At 36.4% G+C, this 16,953-nt stretch carries 23 protein-coding genes; 1 reads left to right on the top strand and 22 read right to left on the bottom strand.

Annotated features, from left to right (window positions below; translation table 11 throughout):
- Positions 1–547: 547 nt before the first annotated feature.
- Together fosB and ABDZ84_RS00425 are read right to left on the bottom strand one after the other, a co-directional pair.
- A complete protein-coding gene (gene fosB, locus ABDZ84_RS00430) occupies positions 548–976 on the bottom strand; it encodes a metallothiol transferase FosB (protein ID WP_371413947.1) in 429 nt (142 codons plus the stop codon).
- Positions 977–1,281: 305 nt separating this feature from the next.
- Positions 1,282–1,833 (bottom strand): NADPH-dependent FMN reductase, encoded by a 552-nt coding sequence (locus tag ABDZ84_RS00425; protein WP_026682062.1) that lies wholly within the window; start codon positions 1,831–1,833, stop codon positions 1,282–1,284.
- 820 nt (positions 1,834–2,653) lie between these two features.
- On the opposite strand from ABDZ84_RS00425, the gene ABDZ84_RS00415 reads away from it, so the two are divergent.
- Positions 2,654–4,171, top strand: coding sequence for a DHA2 family efflux MFS transporter permease subunit (locus ABDZ84_RS00415; RefSeq protein ID WP_051388366.1), 1,518 nt, complete (start codon positions 2,654–2,656; stop codon positions 4,169–4,171).
- A 468-nt stretch (positions 4,172–4,639) separates the two neighbouring features.
- Here ABDZ84_RS00415 and ABDZ84_RS00410 read toward each other — a convergent pair whose 3' ends face one another.
- The 20 genes from ABDZ84_RS00410 to mscL form a co-directional block, all read right to left on the bottom strand.
- Positions 4,640–5,101, bottom strand: a complete 462-nt coding sequence (locus tag ABDZ84_RS00410; RefSeq protein WP_026682061.1) for an NUDIX hydrolase — start codon at positions 5,099–5,101, stop codon at positions 4,640–4,642.
- 23 nt (positions 5,102–5,124) lie between these two features.
- Positions 5,125–5,544: a GNAT family N-acetyltransferase gene (locus tag ABDZ84_RS00405; RefSeq protein WP_034679331.1), complete on the bottom strand. Its 420-nt coding sequence runs from the start codon at positions 5,542–5,544 to the stop codon at positions 5,125–5,127.
- A gap of 16 nt (positions 5,545–5,560) precedes the next feature.
- The gene (locus ABDZ84_RS00400) at positions 5,561–5,968 is read right to left on the bottom strand and encodes an NUDIX hydrolase (protein ID WP_026682059.1); all 408 of its coding nucleotides are present in this window, start codon (positions 5,966–5,968) and stop codon (positions 5,561–5,563) included.
- Between the two features lie 172 nt (positions 5,969–6,140).
- The gene (locus tag ABDZ84_RS00395; protein WP_258469800.1) at positions 6,141–6,596 is read right to left on the bottom strand and encodes an acetyltransferase; all 456 of its coding nucleotides are present in this window, start codon (positions 6,594–6,596) and stop codon (positions 6,141–6,143) included.
- Between the two features lie 236 nt (positions 6,597–6,832).
- The gene (locus ABDZ84_RS00390) at positions 6,833–7,450 is read right to left on the bottom strand and encodes a zinc dependent phospholipase C family protein (RefSeq protein ID WP_026682058.1); all 618 of its coding nucleotides are present in this window, start codon (positions 7,448–7,450) and stop codon (positions 6,833–6,835) included.
- 91 nt (positions 7,451–7,541) lie between these two features.
- Positions 7,542–7,958, bottom strand: a complete 417-nt coding sequence (locus ABDZ84_RS00385; protein WP_026682057.1) for a VOC family protein — start codon at positions 7,956–7,958, stop codon at positions 7,542–7,544.
- Positions 7,958–8,662 (bottom strand): aspartate/glutamate racemase family protein, encoded by a 705-nt coding sequence (locus ABDZ84_RS00380; RefSeq protein ID WP_026682056.1) that lies wholly within the window; start codon positions 8,660–8,662, stop codon positions 7,958–7,960. The genes ABDZ84_RS00385 and ABDZ84_RS00380 overlap by 1 nt, the downstream gene beginning before the upstream one ends.
- 33 nt (positions 8,663–8,695) lie before the next feature.
- Positions 8,696–9,154: a GNAT family N-acetyltransferase gene (locus ABDZ84_RS00375; RefSeq protein WP_026682055.1), complete on the bottom strand. Its 459-nt coding sequence runs from the start codon at positions 9,152–9,154 to the stop codon at positions 8,696–8,698.
- A gap of 44 nt (positions 9,155–9,198) precedes the next feature.
- A complete protein-coding gene (locus ABDZ84_RS00370) occupies positions 9,199–9,603 on the bottom strand; it encodes a VOC family protein (protein WP_026682054.1) in 405 nt (134 codons plus the stop codon).
- A 26-nt stretch (positions 9,604–9,629) separates the two neighbouring features.
- Positions 9,630–10,127, bottom strand: a complete 498-nt coding sequence (locus ABDZ84_RS00365) for a GNAT family N-acetyltransferase (protein WP_026682053.1) — start codon at positions 10,125–10,127, stop codon at positions 9,630–9,632.
- A 43-nt stretch (positions 10,128–10,170) separates the two neighbouring features.
- On the bottom strand, positions 10,171–10,818 hold the full coding sequence (locus tag ABDZ84_RS00360; protein WP_034679329.1) for a VC0807 family protein: 648 nt from the start codon (positions 10,816–10,818) through the stop codon (positions 10,171–10,173).
- 228 nt (positions 10,819–11,046) lie between these two features.
- On the bottom strand, positions 11,047–11,538 hold the full coding sequence (locus ABDZ84_RS00355; RefSeq protein WP_026682052.1) for a GNAT family N-acetyltransferase: 492 nt from the start codon (positions 11,536–11,538) through the stop codon (positions 11,047–11,049).
- Between the two features lie 266 nt (positions 11,539–11,804).
- Positions 11,805–12,173, bottom strand: a complete 369-nt coding sequence (locus ABDZ84_RS00350; protein WP_026682051.1) for a DnaJ family domain-containing protein — start codon at positions 12,171–12,173, stop codon at positions 11,805–11,807.
- Positions 12,174–12,325: 152 nt separating this feature from the next.
- On the bottom strand, positions 12,326–12,997 hold the full coding sequence (locus ABDZ84_RS00345) for an SIMPL domain-containing protein (protein ID WP_026682050.1): 672 nt from the start codon (positions 12,995–12,997) through the stop codon (positions 12,326–12,328).
- 91 nt (positions 12,998–13,088) lie between these two features.
- The gene (locus ABDZ84_RS00340; RefSeq protein WP_152525436.1) at positions 13,089–13,382 is read right to left on the bottom strand and encodes a hypothetical protein; all 294 of its coding nucleotides are present in this window, start codon (positions 13,380–13,382) and stop codon (positions 13,089–13,091) included.
- A 520-nt stretch (positions 13,383–13,902) separates the two neighbouring features.
- Positions 13,903–14,460 carry an SLOG family protein gene (locus ABDZ84_RS00335; RefSeq protein WP_026682048.1) on the bottom strand — a complete coding sequence of 186 codons (558 nt, stop codon included), beginning with the start codon at positions 14,458–14,460 and terminating at the stop codon, positions 13,903–13,905.
- A gap of 266 nt (positions 14,461–14,726) precedes the next feature.
- Complete coding sequence (locus ABDZ84_RS00330; RefSeq protein WP_121604778.1) at positions 14,727–15,113, bottom strand: spore coat protein; 387 nt, start codon at positions 15,111–15,113, stop codon at positions 14,727–14,729.
- 201 nt (positions 15,114–15,314) lie between these two features.
- Positions 15,315–15,665 (bottom strand): DUF4260 domain-containing protein, encoded by a 351-nt coding sequence (locus tag ABDZ84_RS00325; protein ID WP_026682046.1) that lies wholly within the window; start codon positions 15,663–15,665, stop codon positions 15,315–15,317.
- A gap of 67 nt (positions 15,666–15,732) precedes the next feature.
- Positions 15,733–16,284 carry a DUF4269 domain-containing protein gene (locus ABDZ84_RS00320; RefSeq protein WP_034679333.1) on the bottom strand — a complete coding sequence of 184 codons (552 nt, stop codon included), beginning with the start codon at positions 16,282–16,284 and terminating at the stop codon, positions 15,733–15,735.
- A gap of 8 nt (positions 16,285–16,292) precedes the next feature.
- Positions 16,293–16,682 (bottom strand): large conductance mechanosensitive channel protein MscL, encoded by a 390-nt coding sequence (mscL, locus tag ABDZ84_RS00315; protein WP_026682044.1) that lies wholly within the window; start codon positions 16,680–16,682, stop codon positions 16,293–16,295.
- Positions 16,683–16,953: the final 271 nt, after the last annotated feature.

Genomic DNA, 16,953 nt, shown 5'->3' with positions numbered 1-16,953 from the left:
GCTAACTTTTTTAGCAAAACCCGCTCAAAAAAGTGGATCTTCAGGTCAAACATTTCCCACAGGAGTTGAAGTGGCTGACCTTCGCTATTATCAGGCTCTACAACGCTAGCATGAAGTAACATAGCTGCTTTTATACTCACGGATAGCGATTTTCACTTTATCCATTGTAAAAAAGTCAACTATTACTTATGACAAGAATTGTTGCACCTTCTCATAGCGGAGACGAATTACGTAGACTCCTGCGGGATTAGCGGCGAGCCGAAAATCCACTTTGCAACGTGTTCTTCTTTGCAAAGTTAGTTGAGGCCGTGTCCGCGGAAAGCGAAGTAATTCGTCGGAGCATTGCCAATATACATCAAACATTTCAAAATAACTACTTCGCTTAACGCAGTCATTGCACTGATTTTATACTTTCTTAACTTATAAAAAAAGCTAGGAGCTGATCTAACGTTTAAAAGTCAGCTCCTAATATATACACCCCTGTCCAAAGTTACGCTTTTAACTTCTCATAAGCCAAAACTTAGTATTCCCCTCACAACGCCTCTTGTCAATCAAAGAATTCCATATACTGCTTTTCATCCCTATAATAGTCTAATCGATCCGCAAGCGTACCTGTATGGAATTCAAACTTATGACCATCTGGATCAGTAAAATAAATGGATTGTTGATCACGTATATCTCTTTTTCTTCCATTTAGAATAGTTACACCTAGGCTCTTTAATCTTTGATAAACACTTAAAAAATCCTTTTCCTCAATAGAAAAAGCGATATGTGTATAGGAATGATGAATTTCCGTACGAGGAATTCCTATTTCTTCATTTAGAGCCAGCCATAGACCGTTTAAATCAAAATATGCTGTACGCTTCCCCCTCACTAGAAGCTTTGCTTGAAAGACCTGTTCATAAAAGCTAATAGACCTACCTAAATCCGATACTGAAAAAAGCAAATGATTAATACCATTAATTGTCAACGTCATCCCTCTCTTTCAACGCATGTTTAAGCAAATTCGCACCTCACCAAACAAACTATACATTCGTCCACTCCTGTTGTCTCCTATCATGACAGAGTGTCAACCAGCTTAAGAGGAGGCTAATACGTTTAATTAATTATCTCATTTATATGAATTCAATGCTTGCCTCATTTTTGGAGGAGGTAAATGTCAGTATTTTTCCTAAGGAAAAGCGCAAGCGCCCGATTAGAAATTTTATACTTTCTTATCTTTTTTAAAAAAACTTGCTTTCAAGAGTATTCTCTTGAAAGCAAGTTTCAAATAGTAAGTAATTAGCTAAAAACTTTTGTTTTTTCTGTCCAATCCACAAAGTTGTCTATAACAGAATCCACGAACTCAATTGTAGGTTCATCGGTAAGATTACCTTGCTCGTCCATTTTATTTTGGATTGATCCTATGAACACTTCGTTTCCAGGTAATGTAAGTGCTCCAATACCAGGTGCATTTAAAATCTGACGAAGCTGCATTTGTGCTCGAATCGTTCCCATTGCGCCCATAGAAGCTCCTACAATCATAACAGGCTTCTTCACCATTACTTGGTCTACACGAGAAAACCAGTCCAAAGCATTCTTTAACATGCCAGAAATCGAACCATTATATTCTGGTGTAGCGATAAGAATACCATCACTTAGCAGAATTTTATCTTTAATCTCTTTTACAATTGTAGGCGGGTTAAATTCCTCGTCCTGATTATAGAAAGGAAGTTGATCAATTGGCAAAATTTCAATTTCAACTTTATTCGTATACCTTTTTTGTAAAAAGCGAGTTAGCTTCATGTTGTATGAGTCTTGGCGATTACTACCAACCATTGCAACAATTTTCATATCGTATTCCTCCTGTAGTTTTGAGTTAATTGCACTATTCATTGTTATCAAAAATAAGCGGAAACATCAAGAAATCTGTTTCTAAACCTCAAAATGTCAATACCCTAATAACAAATTGCACCTTTTTTAGCAATTTTTCAGGAGACCTTTACCAGCTAATGTCCTTAGGTGGTTTTTAGGAGTGCACCATGTTTACATTGTTTAAGAATCATAAATTAAGATTTTACTTGCTAGGAGGTAGGGTCTCCAGGTTAGGCGACGTATTAACATGGATAGCCTTTTTATTTCTTGCTCATGGTATGACCCATACAACCTGCATGGAAATTGTTCGGATTATGATGAAATACAGTTGTCCCACGCCCATCCTTTTATAACCACCTTCACTTACTTTTAATCGTGACTTGACTTTTTTGTTTTTCTTTTATTCATGTATTTTCTTATTACCGGATAAATAATTGGTCCATATTTAATTAATTTTCGAATTAGCTTTTTCATTATATTCCTCCATTTTTTGTTCTACATCTTATATTTCCTTTTTTATTGAATTATTAAACAAAGTTAGTTTTTTTCATTTATTTATTTTAGAACGTCGAAATCCACATAGACGAAACATCATTTTATAATCGAAGTACAATTATTAAAACACCATTAAACACTGACATGATACTATTTTAAAATAGTTGAAAATAAACATATTGATTTTATTGTACTGTAGGTATAAAATGAGTAAGTATTAAATCAACCACCATTTATTATCATTGAAGAAAGAAGGAATGAAGAATTGGAAACACATTCTCCTGAACAAAAACCACCCTATGGGATGATTGCCATATTATTTGTTGGTGCATTCGTTGCCATATTAAATGAAACATTGTTAAATATAGCCTTACCTTCCATTATGACAGAGTTTGATGTGAGTCCGTCGGCAGTACAATGGCTGTCTACCGGATATATGCTAGTAAATGGCATTCTCATACCAGCTAGTGCATTCTTTATTCAACGCTTTACCAACAAAAATCTGTTTATCACTGCAATGTTTCTATTTACAGCTGGTACATTCTTAGCAAGTTTAGCACCGTCTTTCGGAGTACTACTTGTAGCAAGAATGATTCAAGCCTCTGGTTCAGCTGTTATGATGCCACTATTAATGAATGTGATGTTAACAGCGTTTCCTGTTGAAAAACGCGGAACAGCCATGGGTACCTTTGGACTTGTTATGATTGTCGCGCCTGCCATTGGTCCAACATTATCTGGCTGGGTAATTGAACATTACAGCTGGAGAACTTTATTTTATATTGTTTTACCGATCGCAGTATTTACACTCGTATATGCCATTTTTAAATTGAAAAATATTACGCCACAACGTGATATTAAACTTGACGTCCTATCTATTATTCTATCAAGTTTAGGTTTTGGAGGACTATTGTACGGATTCAGTACAGCTGGAGAAAATGGCTGGGATGATCCTCTTGTGTATGGAACGATTATTGTGGGGGTAATTTCTGTTACCGGTTTGATCATGCGTCAGCTTCGTATGGATGATCCAATGCTCGAATTCCGGATTTTTAAATACCCAATGTTTGCATTATCCTCTGCTATTTCCATCGTGCTTGCAATAGCGATGTTCTCAGCTATGATTTTAATGCCTATTTATGTACAAACGATAAGAGGTATTTCCCCATTCGAATCTGGACTGCTCATGCTCCCAGGTGCTTTGGTGATGGGGGTAATGTCGCCAATAACAGGGCGTTTATTTGATAAATATGGACCAAAGCTATTGGCTATTTTTGGTTTATTCATTACGATTAGCACAACGTATTTCTTTAGTAAATTGAATATGGAAACAGCTTATGGAACAATTATGCTCCTTTACACCCTTCGCATGTTCGGAATGTCCATGGTGATGATGCCAGTAATGACAAATGGATTAAACCAGTTACCAATGAAGGATAACCCACATGGAACTGCTATGAACAATACGTTACAGCAAGTATCTGGAGCAATCGGTTCTGCATTACTTATTACCGTTATGAACAACCGAACAGAAACAAAGGCAGCAGAATTAGGAAAAGAAGCAATGGCAAACATCGATCCAAGTACTATGGCTTCAGAACAAGCGATGGCTGAAATGCAGGCGCAAATTGCAAATAATGCCATGTTAAACGGAATTAACTTTACATTCCTCATTTCTACAATCATCGCTGCAGGAGCGTTAATTTTAGCGCTCTTTATGAAACGGGTCGATACCAGTCAAAATCAAAAAGAACAACAAGAAATGATGATGAAACGGACAGCAAATCATGATAATCATCCAGATACTGCCACAAACGAATCCTAAAAACTGTTGTGAATACCAATCTTAGCTTGTAGAGAAACGCTTTGTTTCTTTACAAGCTTTCTTTATGTTCTACTAGGAAGTAAACCACATGCTCTCCACAGGAAAAGTCCGACTTTTCGAGGTCACTTCATCCCGTCACTTTAGGGCATTACCAGTATTACTTCCATATCAAAAAAGGCTCTCCTTCACCGAACGAACCTGAAATAGATAAAGGAATCGTTGATATTCTGATAGACCTTTGTTATTAAAGCCTGTACGCAAGTTACAATGACGAAGCACGTACGGTTCTGATGAATTATTACTAGCAGTACTAAAGTGACACTTCAATCAGTGGAAGTTTTGTTTATCCTCCAATGATGTTTAGTACTACAGGGGTATGACCTAAAGCCTCTGAACCAATCGGTCATTTACTAGCAGTAGATCCCACACTTACCAATATTGGTTTTACTTTTTGCTTAAAGTGGGGTCTTATTGCCAGTTATATGTACTGATAAATTCATCCAAAATTGCTTGATGACTCTTTACAAGAATAGTAGGTAAATTACTTGCGTTAAAAAATTGCAAAGATATCGATTCCTTTTCATCCATCTGCAAGTTGCCGTAAAAGCTCTTTGTATAATAAGCGACGGTGACGACATAAAATTCATCACCATTTTCTGCTCTAATAAAATGTTCCTTTCCAGAATAGACATTTAATAAAGCTAGACTATCTATTTGTAAACCTGTTTCTTCAAAAACTTCTCTACAGGCAACTTCTTCCGTGGATTCACCTAATTCCATTAATCCACCCGGAATCCCCCATGAACCATTAGGGAATTTGCGTTGTTGTAGCAATATTCTATTTTCTTCATCTAAAATGATAGCAACAGCTCCAACAAATATTAGCGGTCGATGCCCTACTAATTCTCTTAACGTTTCAATGTATCCCACTATCCGTCTCTCCTTTTGGCCATTTATCCTTCTTCCCAAGTTTTTCTAAATCCATAGAACGGGCGGTAGTGATGTTTTTCATAGTACGTAAAGGAACTACTGCTTGCTAATAGATCAACCCTTGTTTTCGGATACATCTGGCGTACATAATCCAGTAACTGTCTTCCTAAACCTATACCGCGATAGTCTTTAGCGATAAGCAGTTCACAAATATATAATGTAACATTTTCATCCGTCAAACCTCTTACATAGCCTATAATCCTTTCTTCATCTTCTAAAACATAACGGACATTGGAATGATCCCAGGCTGCTCTCGTTGTTCCTTCATTCTGCACTAGGTTATTCCAATCCTCTTCTTGATTTAAGAGCTGAATAGAAGAAAAATCATTTTTTCGATACATACGTATTGCTATCGTTTTTTGTTCAGTTAGCTGAATCTTCATTTCATTCTCCCTTGAATCATACATGTAGTTCATTACACTTTTCTATTAATAATTCCGCCATTTCCTTCGGTTTTACATCTATATTCATTAACTGAGGAATATCAATCCATACTGGATGATAAGTGCCTCTACCAGTTGTTTTATTACAAAATTCTTCTCCCATTCCGGTGCCAAACCTTCCAGAAACAATACGAGCCAGAAAGAAATACTGATCACCATGGTATGAAAGAATGCCCAGACAGCTGGTAATCGAAACTACAACACCTAGTTCTTCTAAAGCTTCTCTTTTCGCAGCCTCTTCTGGAGTTTCATTCGCTTCAATTCCTCCACCAGGAAAAACATAATACTCCAGTTTGTCTACCCTTCTCCTTATTAGGGCTACTTGATTATTTTCAAGCAATACGACTGAACCGCGATTTCTCACAACCTCTCATCGCCTTTCTTGAGAAATTAACATGATGCATATATCAACGTATTAATCATCATAACAAAGGAGCATGTCAATCAGCTAACCTCCATATTATTAGGACTTTGATTATTAGCTACTTTCTTCGGCCTTCAACAAAAAGCAATCTATAACCATATGCATTCCACGATTATTCGTTATTCTTATTAAATTCAAGCAGCCAACAATCGCGATACGCTCCTTCATGAAATTCGAAATTCAATAGCTTTCTTATTTTTTTAAAACCAGCTTTTTCATAGCACCTCAATGCTCTAATATTCGTAACTTGCGGATCCATTATAATCTTATTTGCTCCTTTTTCTTTTAATAAATGTTGCACCATTGTTGTTACTAGGAGTGTACCTATCCCTTTATTCCAACAATGTACCTCGCCTATGAACTGATCCATACCAAACACATTACCTTTTGACATATACTCCGTCAGTGCACTCGTCTGTTCATTAATTGGGTAAATCTGAATATACCCAATCGGCGAATCTTTGTAGATTACAATGGAACGATCTATTTCTGGATTGTGATCATAAAAATCCGCATTTACCCTGTCCAAGCTATAAGGTTTATCTCGCCCTTCGTAGAATTCTAATATTTTTGGATCTGTCAGCCATTTTTTTATTAAAACTTTCTTTAGCTTTTAAGGAACGAACACCTAACTTTCCTTTGCTCCAATTCACACGATCACCCGCTTATTAAGGTTCCAAAAAACATGCTCTGAATCAACACCAGTAAAAATGCTCCATTTAAAATCGCCTCACATAGCGTTAGTTTTTAATTTTCACAACCTTCCTCCTCCCATTCATTTTACGAAGTGCCTCACCACTTTCCTCAGCAGGGATATGACATAAATAGCTCTTGTATCTTCATTTTTCCCTTTTCAACAGAAGTTTCAATATACCCAATGATTTGCTCAAATGTAAATACTTTCAATATTATGTCCGATCGCTTGTGGGCAGATTGAAAATCTTCCTTTACCATTCTCAGTAATGCACGAAGTTCATTTTTACTTACCTCTACAATCGAACCCGTTTCTAAGCCATATTCTAATTCATCTATAATTTGAGTCGAAACATTATAATGTTGAATTAGCATCCCATTAAGCAGACGAAAATCCTGATGATACCTTTCAAATAACTGTTTGTTTACTTCCATTCTATTTTTCAACCATGCGAAATAAAATCCATGTAACCATAGATCATCTGCTATAAGATGAGAATAATATCCCTTAATATAATCAGAAGTATCCTCTTTATATGTTTGATAAAAATCGTTCCATGCTATGACTCTCGAAAAATCTTCAATATTACCTTGATAATAATGTGATTGATCCTTAGGATGTTTTGCATCTGCAGCAATCCCTCCTAATAAAAAGGCATGCTTGTTTCGTAACGATAGTTGCTTAGCGATTTCATTTGCAATAATTAAGTGCATCATTCGTGAACCCACATCATCACTCCTAATTCTACAGTTAGGCACTACAGATGTTTTACAATCTAATTCAGAACAGGGTATAACTGGTGAATCTTAATAATTGTTTTTATTTCTGATGGTGTAATGCCCTAAATGTTGGGCTTAACTCACTCCATACATCAAATTTGTTTCCATTTGGATCATAAAACACAAAATTTCTTCCAGCATGTCCCCGATCTTCTATTTTGCCCACGTTAATATCTCTGCCTTTAAAATCTTGATGCAAGTTCGCTAACGCTTCTACACCATTCACTTCAAAGGTAACGGAAAAACATTCGTTCCCATAACTATCTGTAAAGTTAGCTGATTCACCTAATGGTGATTTAACAAGAAAAAAACTTTGATCAACAAATTGTAGAATTGCTTTATCATTATCTTTATAATTCACTTTAGCTCCTAAGTGTTCTGCATACCACGTTGTTGATTCTTCCACGTCTTTAACAGGCAGATAGGTGGTCCCTACACGAGATAATTTCCCCTTCACTATGCTTCTTCCCCCTTAGTTAATGCTTTATTAACTGCTGCTATTGCATGTATTTTTGCTGTATCAAACAACGGAACTTGCGCATCATCTTGACCGATGAGCAAGCCAATTTCTGTACATCCTAATATAATCCCTTCAGCTCCTTGGTCAATCATCCCTTGTATAACTTCTTTATAATAGGTTCTAGAAGCATCTTTAATTTCTCCTAAACACAATTCATTAAAAATAATGGCATTGACCCGCTCTCTTTCATCCGGCTTCGGGATAATAACTTGAATTCCTTGTTCACGTAAACGAGATATATAGAAATTTTGTTCCATCGTATAATTCGTTCCTAATAATCCTACTTTATTGCAATTACGTTGTTTGATTTGCTCTGCTGCTGAGTTAGCAATATGTAAGATTGGTATATGAGTAGTTGCTTCAATGGCTGGTACTACCTTATGCATCGTATTCGTACAAATAATTAGGAAGTCGGCTCCTGCTTTTTCTAAAGCATGTGCACTTTTACTTAGTATCTCTCCCGCCTTCTCCCAATCACTAGTAGCTTGGCAACTCTCAATTTCTTGGAAGTCCACACTATACAACAAGCATTTTGCAGAATGTAATTCACCCAAGCGCTTATTTACTTCTTCATTAATGATGCGATAATACAATGCTGTAGATTCCCAACTCATGCCACCAATTAATCCAATAGTTTTCATAACTGCCTCCTTAATCATATAAACTGGTTCAATCTAATTATTTAATCGCAATGAAAGTCGAAGCATATCTCTACAAACAATTCCATTTTCAATAATTTCAGTAGGATAATGTTTTGTGAAGAAATCTTGCTCGATACCTGTAATACGAAAACCACATTTCTGATACAGGGCAAGCTGCCCTATACTGGAATTACCTGTACCTACTTCGATACCATGAAAACCGTTTAGTTGCGCTGTTTCAATGGCATGTAAGACCAATTTTTTACCAAATCCTTTCCCTTGAAATCGTTCATCAATAGCAATATTCATCAGTTCTGCCGTATCCATACGCTTCGCCATCAGGACATACACTCCAATTACCTCTCCTGCTTCTTCGGCAATAAAACATTTCCCCTTGATAAGATAAGCTTCAATTAATTCTTCTGACGGATCTGCTAGTAATAGCAAATGTCTCGGTGCCTGTTTCTTATCTCTTAGCTCTGTTATTTTCATTCGTTTTCTCCATTCTCATTATTCTATTTTTGAAGGGACTATTCCTAAATACCATTTGTATTCATCAATACAACTCTCCATCCATCCGGATCTTCAATAGTGATACCTTTCTCTTTCCAATAACCATTCTCTGGATCTACTTCGTAGCATCCCATATCCTGTAGCCGTTTAACTATAGAAATAATTTCCTTTTGGACGGGAATATAAAAGACTAGTAAATTATCTTTGGTGGGTGCAGGACAAGGACTACCATCCACATGTTTTGTGAATTCAAGTTGGTACGTAATCTCTGGAAGACCTAATATGACACCTGTATACCCACGATGACCAGTAAATTCGGTAATTCGCTTTAATCCTATACCTTTTTCATAAAACTCGATAACTTCATCAAATTTATCCGTTGGTCTAGCTATTCTTATTTGTGCTGCAAAAAAATCATGAAATTCCATTTATTTATGCACTCCTTGTTTTGTTGTTATAATTGATGCCATCCATATACATATTCTGTAAGTTTCTTTTCAGCGATCATAATCTCTTTTGCATCTATTCGCTTGGCGCCCATTGTTTCATAAAAATAGCGTGCATTATTATCAGCTAACACTAATACAAGCATAGACCGGAAGCCATCTCTCCTCAATTGTTGTGTGACAGAACGAAATAAACGTCTACCGATACCTATTCCTTGATAGTTCTTTAATAAATAAATCGCATACAGCTCCCCTTGATAACCAGGGTAGTCATTCGTTCGTTCTTGACCACCAACTGCAAAACCTACAATATTTCCAGCATGATCTTCCGCTATAAACACGGTCTGATTTCTAAGATTATCGTTCCAAAGATTAGTTCGCCTCTCATAAGTCTGCTTTTGTATATAAGCATCCGGAATAATTCCTTTATAAGTGGATTTCCAGCTTTCCACATGTACGTAGGCTATTTTAGCTGCATCCGCCATAATTGCCTTTCTTATTTTCATCGTATCACCTTTTTATGTATTACTTGGAATTAGCTTTCATACGTTAAAACACTTCACGTTCCCTATTTTTCGATAATCTACTTGTCTCATTTGCTTGAAGCATCTTTGAAATATAAATAAAGCCAATAACGCATATGGCTGTAATTCCCCAGCTAAGAACATTCCGTATAATCAGACCTTTATCAAAGGCATCTACACCATAAACCGAAATAAGCTTAATTTTTATAAAAGCCAAGATAATTTCTCTTGCTGCAAAACCCAGTGTAATCAGATTGAACACGAGAAAATATTTCCGCTCATTAAAAATCGCCTTCATTTTTTGCCTACTGTATCCCTGCAATTCCACAAAATCTAATGTAAACAATAGAAAGAGTGGCCTTTTTATTAATATAGTAAATAGGAAAAAAACTGCCATCGCAAAGGCATAGTAGACATTATTCCAAAGCATCTGCAATGCCGATCCTGCCAGCACATTTACTAAAGTACTTGCTATAAGTGTCAGAATCATAAAGGCACCAAAGATATTAACCTGTTTAACTCTAAAAAAGCGAATAAACGAATAAATAATTCCTGGAATCGTCGATATTAGCATCGCTGTGTAATCTCCGATTGTATCTCTCATAAAATTCCAAATAAATAATGGAAATACTAGATAGCAAATGACATCCCAAATCACAATATTTTTTTGCATAAGGTACGCTCCCATTTTTTCCGATTAGCTAAACTTAAATACTTCCAGAAAACATAGTGCTCTCAGCCACAGGATTGCATGGTATAGCTTCCCATTATATCCAATAAACTTATTAACAAGCATATATGTACCATAGTCCAACTACTATTTTTCGCATATATCTACCTATCAAACTTTCCTTATTGCCTATTAAATACTGTATCTATTCCTAATTTACTAGATTGTTAGCTATTTACCCAGCTTCAACATCATACGGATGGTTTGTAGCTCGTGTCCGTCAAAATTCTCCGTGAACTCCTCGATAACCTCGAACCCTTTGGATCGATAAAATCGCTTTCCAATGTCATTATCCTTTTCGACATTAATATATATTTCTCTTGCCCCTCGTAAATAGTCAATTCCATGAGTTAATAGAGCAGTTCCGAGTCCAATGCCTTGGTATGCTGGCAACAAATATATAGCTCCAAGTTCTACTTTCCCTGAATCAGATACAGGCGAAAAATTTGCAAACCCTACGATCATTTTATCAAAATCAACAACAAAAAGATTTGAAAAATCCATTCGACGCCTCATCATCTCATCACTGTAGGCAGAATTTAAAAAGTTATCCTGAATAGGTAACGGAATAATACCATCATACGTGGCATGCCAGCTTTCTTTAGCAACAGCTTGGACAGAAGCAATATCTCGTACTTCTAGTTGGCGGATTACATAATTCATCATTACGCTCCTTTCTATTATATAAAAAGCATTAATGAAAATGCTTGCTATTTTTTCTGTCAATGCGTCTATATTGTCCTGTTTATACTTCTATTCTCATCTGTTTTTCAAGTCAGCCATTTTCAAACAACATATAACTAAATCTGTAAATTTAGTGAGGTAAGCATATCATCTAATATAATTAAATTCATTATATTATGAATTCGATAATACTACAAAAAAAGATGCAGGATTATATACTATCCTCCATCTTTTATCAGTATTGCTTATTCTATAACTTTGTTTCGTTGCAAGGATGGTGGGCAAGCAAAATTGTATGCTTTAATTTTTTTGTTTACCGTTTTAATTTTTCTTTTTCTTTCTTCACCTTCTAAAGCGCTAATTTCTTCCTTTAGCGTGTCAATCTCATTTGCTAATTCAACCCACTTCGGAAGTACATGATTATCCTTCATGGTTTTGTATAACTGTTTTTCACTTGGATTCATGTAATCCTTTCCCAGCTTTAAAGGTTTTCCTTTGCCCGGTAAATGATCAAACTGACCATCCTTTTCCGCCTTCCTAATCATTTCACCAATAGGATCAGCATACTTCGGCTTCTCTTTTAGTTCATTTTTTTCATCATGATCTTGATCCATACGTTCACCACCAATCGCTTTTTTACGATGATGTTCCAATAAATAGCTTATGCATTTGTATTCGACAAATTCACCAAAGTACCTGCCTTATCTGAAATATTCATAAAGTTGTCACAGTATATGTACCTAGATAGACTGGAAAAAGCGTAGTCTTAATATTGATAAATAAGTTCAACTGCAGCTTCTATCTCTATTTGACCTGGTTCTATCGGTGTAGCGAAGCTCTCCGCTGTTGTAGCAAACGTTTTATAAGCAACTGGTGGTGATTCTGTCTGTTCAATAATTTTAACAGGGATTTGATCTAGATTAAGCTGCAACGAGTCGGCAATGGTTCGTGCTTTTCTTCCACCGTCCTCAAGGGCAAAACGAAGCGCCTCCTCATAAAATGCCTGAGGATGATCTGTAGTAAATACAATATTGGATACCCGATTAACTCCCTGCTGCACAGCGGTATCAATTACAATTCCAATCTGATTTAAATCCTTTATGATGACTCGTATCGCATTGCTAACCTGATAGCCTCGGTCAATTTGTTTTCCATCTTCATAATCATACTTCGGGGAAATTGTATACGAAGCAGTTTGAATATCTTCTTGTGAAATTCCTAGGTTTAATAAAGATTGAATCACTTGATTCATCGTTTGCGCATTTTCCTGTTGTGCTTGGCTCAGCGATTGATTTTCCGTCACAACAGCCAATTGAATTGAAACGACATTTGGTTCAACCGAGACCTTTCCATTTCCATACACCGTTAGTCTTCGCCTTGACTCTGTAGCTTCAGGAGTGGGCTGCTGTCTGACATAAGGGTTGTAAGAGTATTGCATCTGCACTCTCCTTTCTCCATTTATATCATTCTATGCTTTGTATAAGTAAATGATTAACTATTTTCATGCTTGGCTTTTATATTTGTGAACTTCAGCGAACCTGCAACAGATTCGAATATTCTAATCTATACCTCCTTCCACTTGTTGCTCCAATTGAGTCAAGATTTGCTTTTTGTAATATTCGTTTTGTAACATGGGAAGTCGGTAGTTGGAGAAATTCTCTCGCTTGTCGATTGTTAATATATGGATTAATTAATAAAGCATAATCGGCAAGTGCTTGTTTATGGGCCTCATTTGACTGCGAATGACAATTAGAGCAATACCACTTGCCATAATAGAAAGTCATTTTATTCCGTTCACAGCTTGGGCATAGGACACCTTTCATTCATCAGCATGTACTCCATACATCTGCATAGCATCGATCTCTTCGGGAGTATAAACTGGAAGGATAGATACAGCAAATCGGTCTCTGTAAAGCACTTTTTAGAATAGCGTGCTTGAAGTTTATCGATTCTCTCTATTAATCTCTCCTTATGGATAACTATTTTTGTAATTGCTGATTTATTGGTTAAATTCTTTAAAATTGTATTAGCGTTGCTATAAACAACAAGCTTCTCTAAAGGAATTGAAGGGAGGTTAAATTGCCGGAGCCAGCGAAGTAGACAAAGATGCTGCAGGTTGATCTGATCGATTGGATTTCTAAGAACCTGTTCCATGTCATCGGTAACTCGAATTACTTGTCCGCTATCATTAAAAATGACAGGCTCCTTTATGTTCTTAACTTCTTTCATTACTAAAAAACGATTCAAGAGGAGTGAACTACTCCCACCACTTACCACCCTTACGGGTTGCTTGAAGTGTATTTGTAACTTCGACGACTTAGTTGTGAACTTCAGCGACTTTGCTTAATTCTGCCAATAATCAGGATCAGACATCCGCATTTCTTCAACTACATCATCTAAGTCAGCAGGTGTTATGGTAAAAATTGAATTTTCATCTATTGCTTGCTTTGCTGCTTCATAAAAGAAACGAGTGCTTCCTGGATATTCCTCATCCATTAAAATAAGACAGGCATCACTTTTGTCAGCTAACCACATATTTTTCGCTTTAAATTGAAACGAACCTTTATAATCTCCTTGGTAAATAGGCTTGTAAAAATCAGCTGTAGCCACTAATGCTTGATATTTTTCCTGAAGTGACTCTGGCCAGCGTGTTTCTTGATTTTCAAAAGGCGGAAAGATACCTAGTTTTATATCATAATCCTCTTGTAAATCTAACACGATTTCTGCTGTCCATATTTCCACTCCCATTTGCCCTGATAGGAGTATCCATTCTAGTCCCTCTTCTATGAGTGGGACAATTCGCTTTACAATAGCAGCCTTTATATATGTGATTCGCGGATCATCTTCTTTAAATATGTTTATTTCCATTGGTTTATATCCTGTGACTGCTAAAATTTTCATCTATATGCCTCCTTGCTATTAGAACAAAAACGCAAGCATCCGATTAGAAACGTAGCAACTAGAGCCAATCAACGGAGATAAAGGAATCACGGGGTGCTTGCGAGTCGATGATGACTTAGATTAGGTCAATTCGTGAAGTCGACTCGTTTCTGGGCGCTGGAGCTAGACGCAGCTCCAGCGCCCATATTTATCCACATGGGCTAATTTTATATTTTCCTAGACTATAATAAAAAGCTGACACTTATTATGCCAGCCTTTTATCTAAGTTAACACCATTTATGTGGTTTTTGCCACTGTTTTGGCTTGTGGCAACCATGCCCCATGCCCATACCTGGTGCCATTGCACCTGCTACTTGATTTCCATTTCCATATCCATTGCCGTACCCTGGATCCATCGCTCCTGCTACTTGGTCTCCTGGAGCAGGAACATTAAATGAACCACCATAAACATCTACACTGCCTTGTGTATTTTGTACAGATGTTGAATGTGGAAATACATGTTTATTAATGGTTGTATGATGATTCTTTACGGTTGTATGGGACGGATGAATGTGTTCTACTACATTTTCACTACATTGTTTTACACAGTTATACTTCGTTGGATGAACAACTTGTTTCGGCGGGCAACCACACCCGTGATGATGATGCCTCATGAGAACTCCCCTTTCCTGTAATAGGTTCACTAATAACCTATGGCAAGTAACCAGAGTTTGTATAAGACAATCACCTATAATCACACAAAATTATTCGTTCCTCTGTCTAATTATAAACTAACGACCTCTATACATATGTCAGTAAATACCATTCGAAAAAGCCCTTTAGCAAAAAGAACAAGTTCCTGCAATGATGGCGTGTCAAACTCGCTGCAAATGAGTGTCTTTAAATGCTGTTGGATATTTAAGACCGTAACCGATCATTCGATCCATTCCAATATGTGCGATCCAAATAAGAGCTATCATGATAAGGAATGAATACAAAAAGAGAAAACCAATAACGACTAAGAGCACTGGTAATATATAAGAATGAAAAATATTATACAGCGTAGCACCCGATTTCGTATTTTTCATATATCCAACCATCGAAATATCAGGTACCAATAAAAAAATGGCAAAAACAAACCAACTGAAATCGTACATTGCATAGAAAAAGATACTAATCATTAAAACAGCAGCCCCTTCAAGATGCATCCATGCTTTTGGATTCATAGTCTTCTCCTTCCAGTATATTTTACTTGTAAATACGAGAAAACGAGAGAAAGGTTCCCTTGCTTCATTAAATTATCCGTATCCTTTTTCCATAATGAATTAATTGCTCAAATGGATTTCCGTCTAAACCTAGTAACTCACAAAATGCTTCCTCCGTATTAAAACCGTTCTCTTTCAATACTTTAACTAATGGCTTTAAGCTAGGGAAGGACTGTAACAAATAATCCTCGATAATCAGGTGTAGATATGCATATTGCTGATGAACAGGCTGCGCTTGACCGAACAATTCAAATTCAAAATCTTGATATAAAAAATTCGCCTTCACAACAGCGTGGTTTCTAATTTTCTTCCTTTTTATAGAAAATGCGTCAAACCCACCGTATAATGATCTTATTTTTTCCGCAAATGCAGATAAGTCTTGCGCTTCTACGATTATATCTAAATCCGATGCTTCAGTATGTATCCCTAATGGAAAAGTGCCACAAAGAAATGGCGTATACTGTTGTAAATCCTCCATTATATTTATATTTTCTATGGCTTTGAAGGCGCATTTCTGCGTCCAATCTCCAAATTTCAAACGGTCTAAGGAATGTTTACTTCTGCTTATAGGCTTATGCATTAACTTCACTACTTCCCCTTATTCTGTTCCTTCAATAAATCCCTTATTTCCTTCAATAATTCTTCTTGCGGATCTACTTTAGGTGCTTCTTCAACCACCTTTTCTTCTTTTTTACGCTTAAATTTCATAAGTAATCGAATAATAAAGAAAATAGATAGTGAAACGATGAAGAAATCGATTATCGATTGTATAAATGTTCCATATAGTATCTCTGCATCTCCTACAGTATACTTCCAGTTGGTCAAATCCACCCCATTCATTAGAACACCTATTAATGGCGTAATAATATTATCTACAAGTGAGGAAACGATCGCACTAAAAGCGGCTCCAATAACAACAGCAACTGCCAAATCGATAACATTTCCTTTAAAAGCAAATTCTTTAAAGTCTTTCCACATATGCAACAACTCCTTTCAGGATATATCCTAAATAATAGCAAATACTTCTAAGAATGTGAATGAACAAAAAATACGAACTTGAGACAATATGACCTTTATCATTATCGAATTTCCCCTATATGGTGCAAACTCGGAATAGCTGGAAGTATTACTTAAAATCTCGAGTGGAGAAAGTCTTGTTATCGTGACATTGTTTGTAAGAAAAACGGAGCAAAATTCGCTCAGTCCTTATCACTACATGCTCAGATTTACGCTTCCTCTAGTAGCTATT

Source organism: Virgibacillus salarius (genome assembly GCF_039521925.1).
In the GTDB taxonomy this organism is placed as follows: domain Bacteria; phylum Bacillota; class Bacilli; order Bacillales; family Amphibacillaceae; genus Virgibacillus; species Virgibacillus salarius.
Note: the sequence above shows the minus strand (reverse complement) of the source record. Positions and strands in the feature narration are given on the sequence as shown.

Bases quoted from the DNA above. Each gene is read 5' to 3' on its own strand.
- ABDZ84_RS00345 (WP_026682050.1), bottom strand. From the start codon at position 12,997: ATGCAATACTCTTACAACCCTTATGTCAGACAGCAGCCCACTCCTGAA.
- ABDZ84_RS00350 (WP_026682051.1), bottom strand. From the start codon at position 12,173: ATGGATCAAGATCATGATGAAAAAAATGAACTAAAAGAGAAGCCGAAG.
- ABDZ84_RS00425 (WP_026682062.1), bottom strand. From the start codon at position 1,833: ATGAAAATTGTTGCAATGGTTGGTAGTAATCGCCAAGACTCATACAAC.
- ABDZ84_RS00365 (WP_026682053.1), bottom strand. From the start codon at position 10,127: ATGAAAATAAGAAAGGCAATTATGGCGGATGCAGCTAAAATAGCCTAC.
- ABDZ84_RS00370 (WP_026682054.1), bottom strand. From the start codon at position 9,603: ATGGAATTTCATGATTTTTTTGCAGCACAAATAAGAATAGCTAGACCA.
- ABDZ84_RS00405 (WP_034679331.1), bottom strand. From the start codon at position 5,544: ATGAAGATTCAGCTAACTGAACAAAAAACGATAGCAATACGTATGTAT.
- ABDZ84_RS00320 (WP_034679333.1), bottom strand. From the start codon at position 16,284: ATGCATAAGCCTATAAGCAGAAGTAAACATTCCTTAGACCGTTTGAAA.
- ABDZ84_RS00375 (WP_026682055.1), bottom strand. From the start codon at position 9,154: ATGAAAATAACAGAGCTAAGAGATAAGAAACAGGCACCGAGACATTTG.
- ABDZ84_RS00355 (WP_026682052.1), bottom strand. From the start codon at position 11,538: ATGAATTATGTAATCCGCCAACTAGAAGTACGAGATATTGCTTCTGTC.
- ABDZ84_RS00360 (WP_034679329.1), bottom strand. From the start codon at position 10,818: ATGCAAAAAAATATTGTGATTTGGGATGTCATTTGCTATCTAGTATTT.
- ABDZ84_RS00415 (WP_051388366.1), top strand. From the start codon at position 2,654: ATGATTGCCATATTATTTGTTGGTGCATTCGTTGCCATATTAAATGAA.
- ABDZ84_RS00325 (WP_026682046.1), bottom strand. From the start codon at position 15,665: ATGAATCCAAAAGCATGGATGCATCTTGAAGGGGCTGCTGTTTTAATG.
- mscL (WP_026682044.1), bottom strand. From the start codon at position 16,682: ATGTGGAAAGACTTTAAAGAATTTGCTTTTAAAGGAAATGTTATCGAT.
- ABDZ84_RS00380 (WP_026682056.1), bottom strand. From the start codon at position 8,662: ATGAAAACTATTGGATTAATTGGTGGCATGAGTTGGGAATCTACAGCA.
- fosB (WP_371413947.1), bottom strand. From the start codon at position 976: ATGACGTTGACAATTAATGGTATTAATCATTTGCTTTTTTCAGTATCG.
- ABDZ84_RS00335 (WP_026682048.1), bottom strand. From the start codon at position 14,460: ATGAAAATTTTAGCAGTCACAGGATATAAACCAATGGAAATAAACATA.
- ABDZ84_RS00340 (WP_152525436.1), bottom strand. From the start codon at position 13,382: ATGAAAGGTGTCCTATGCCCAAGCTGTGAACGGAATAAAATGACTTTC.
- ABDZ84_RS00330 (WP_121604778.1), bottom strand. From the start codon at position 15,113: ATGAGGCATCATCATCACGGGTGTGGTTGCCCGCCGAAACAAGTTGTT.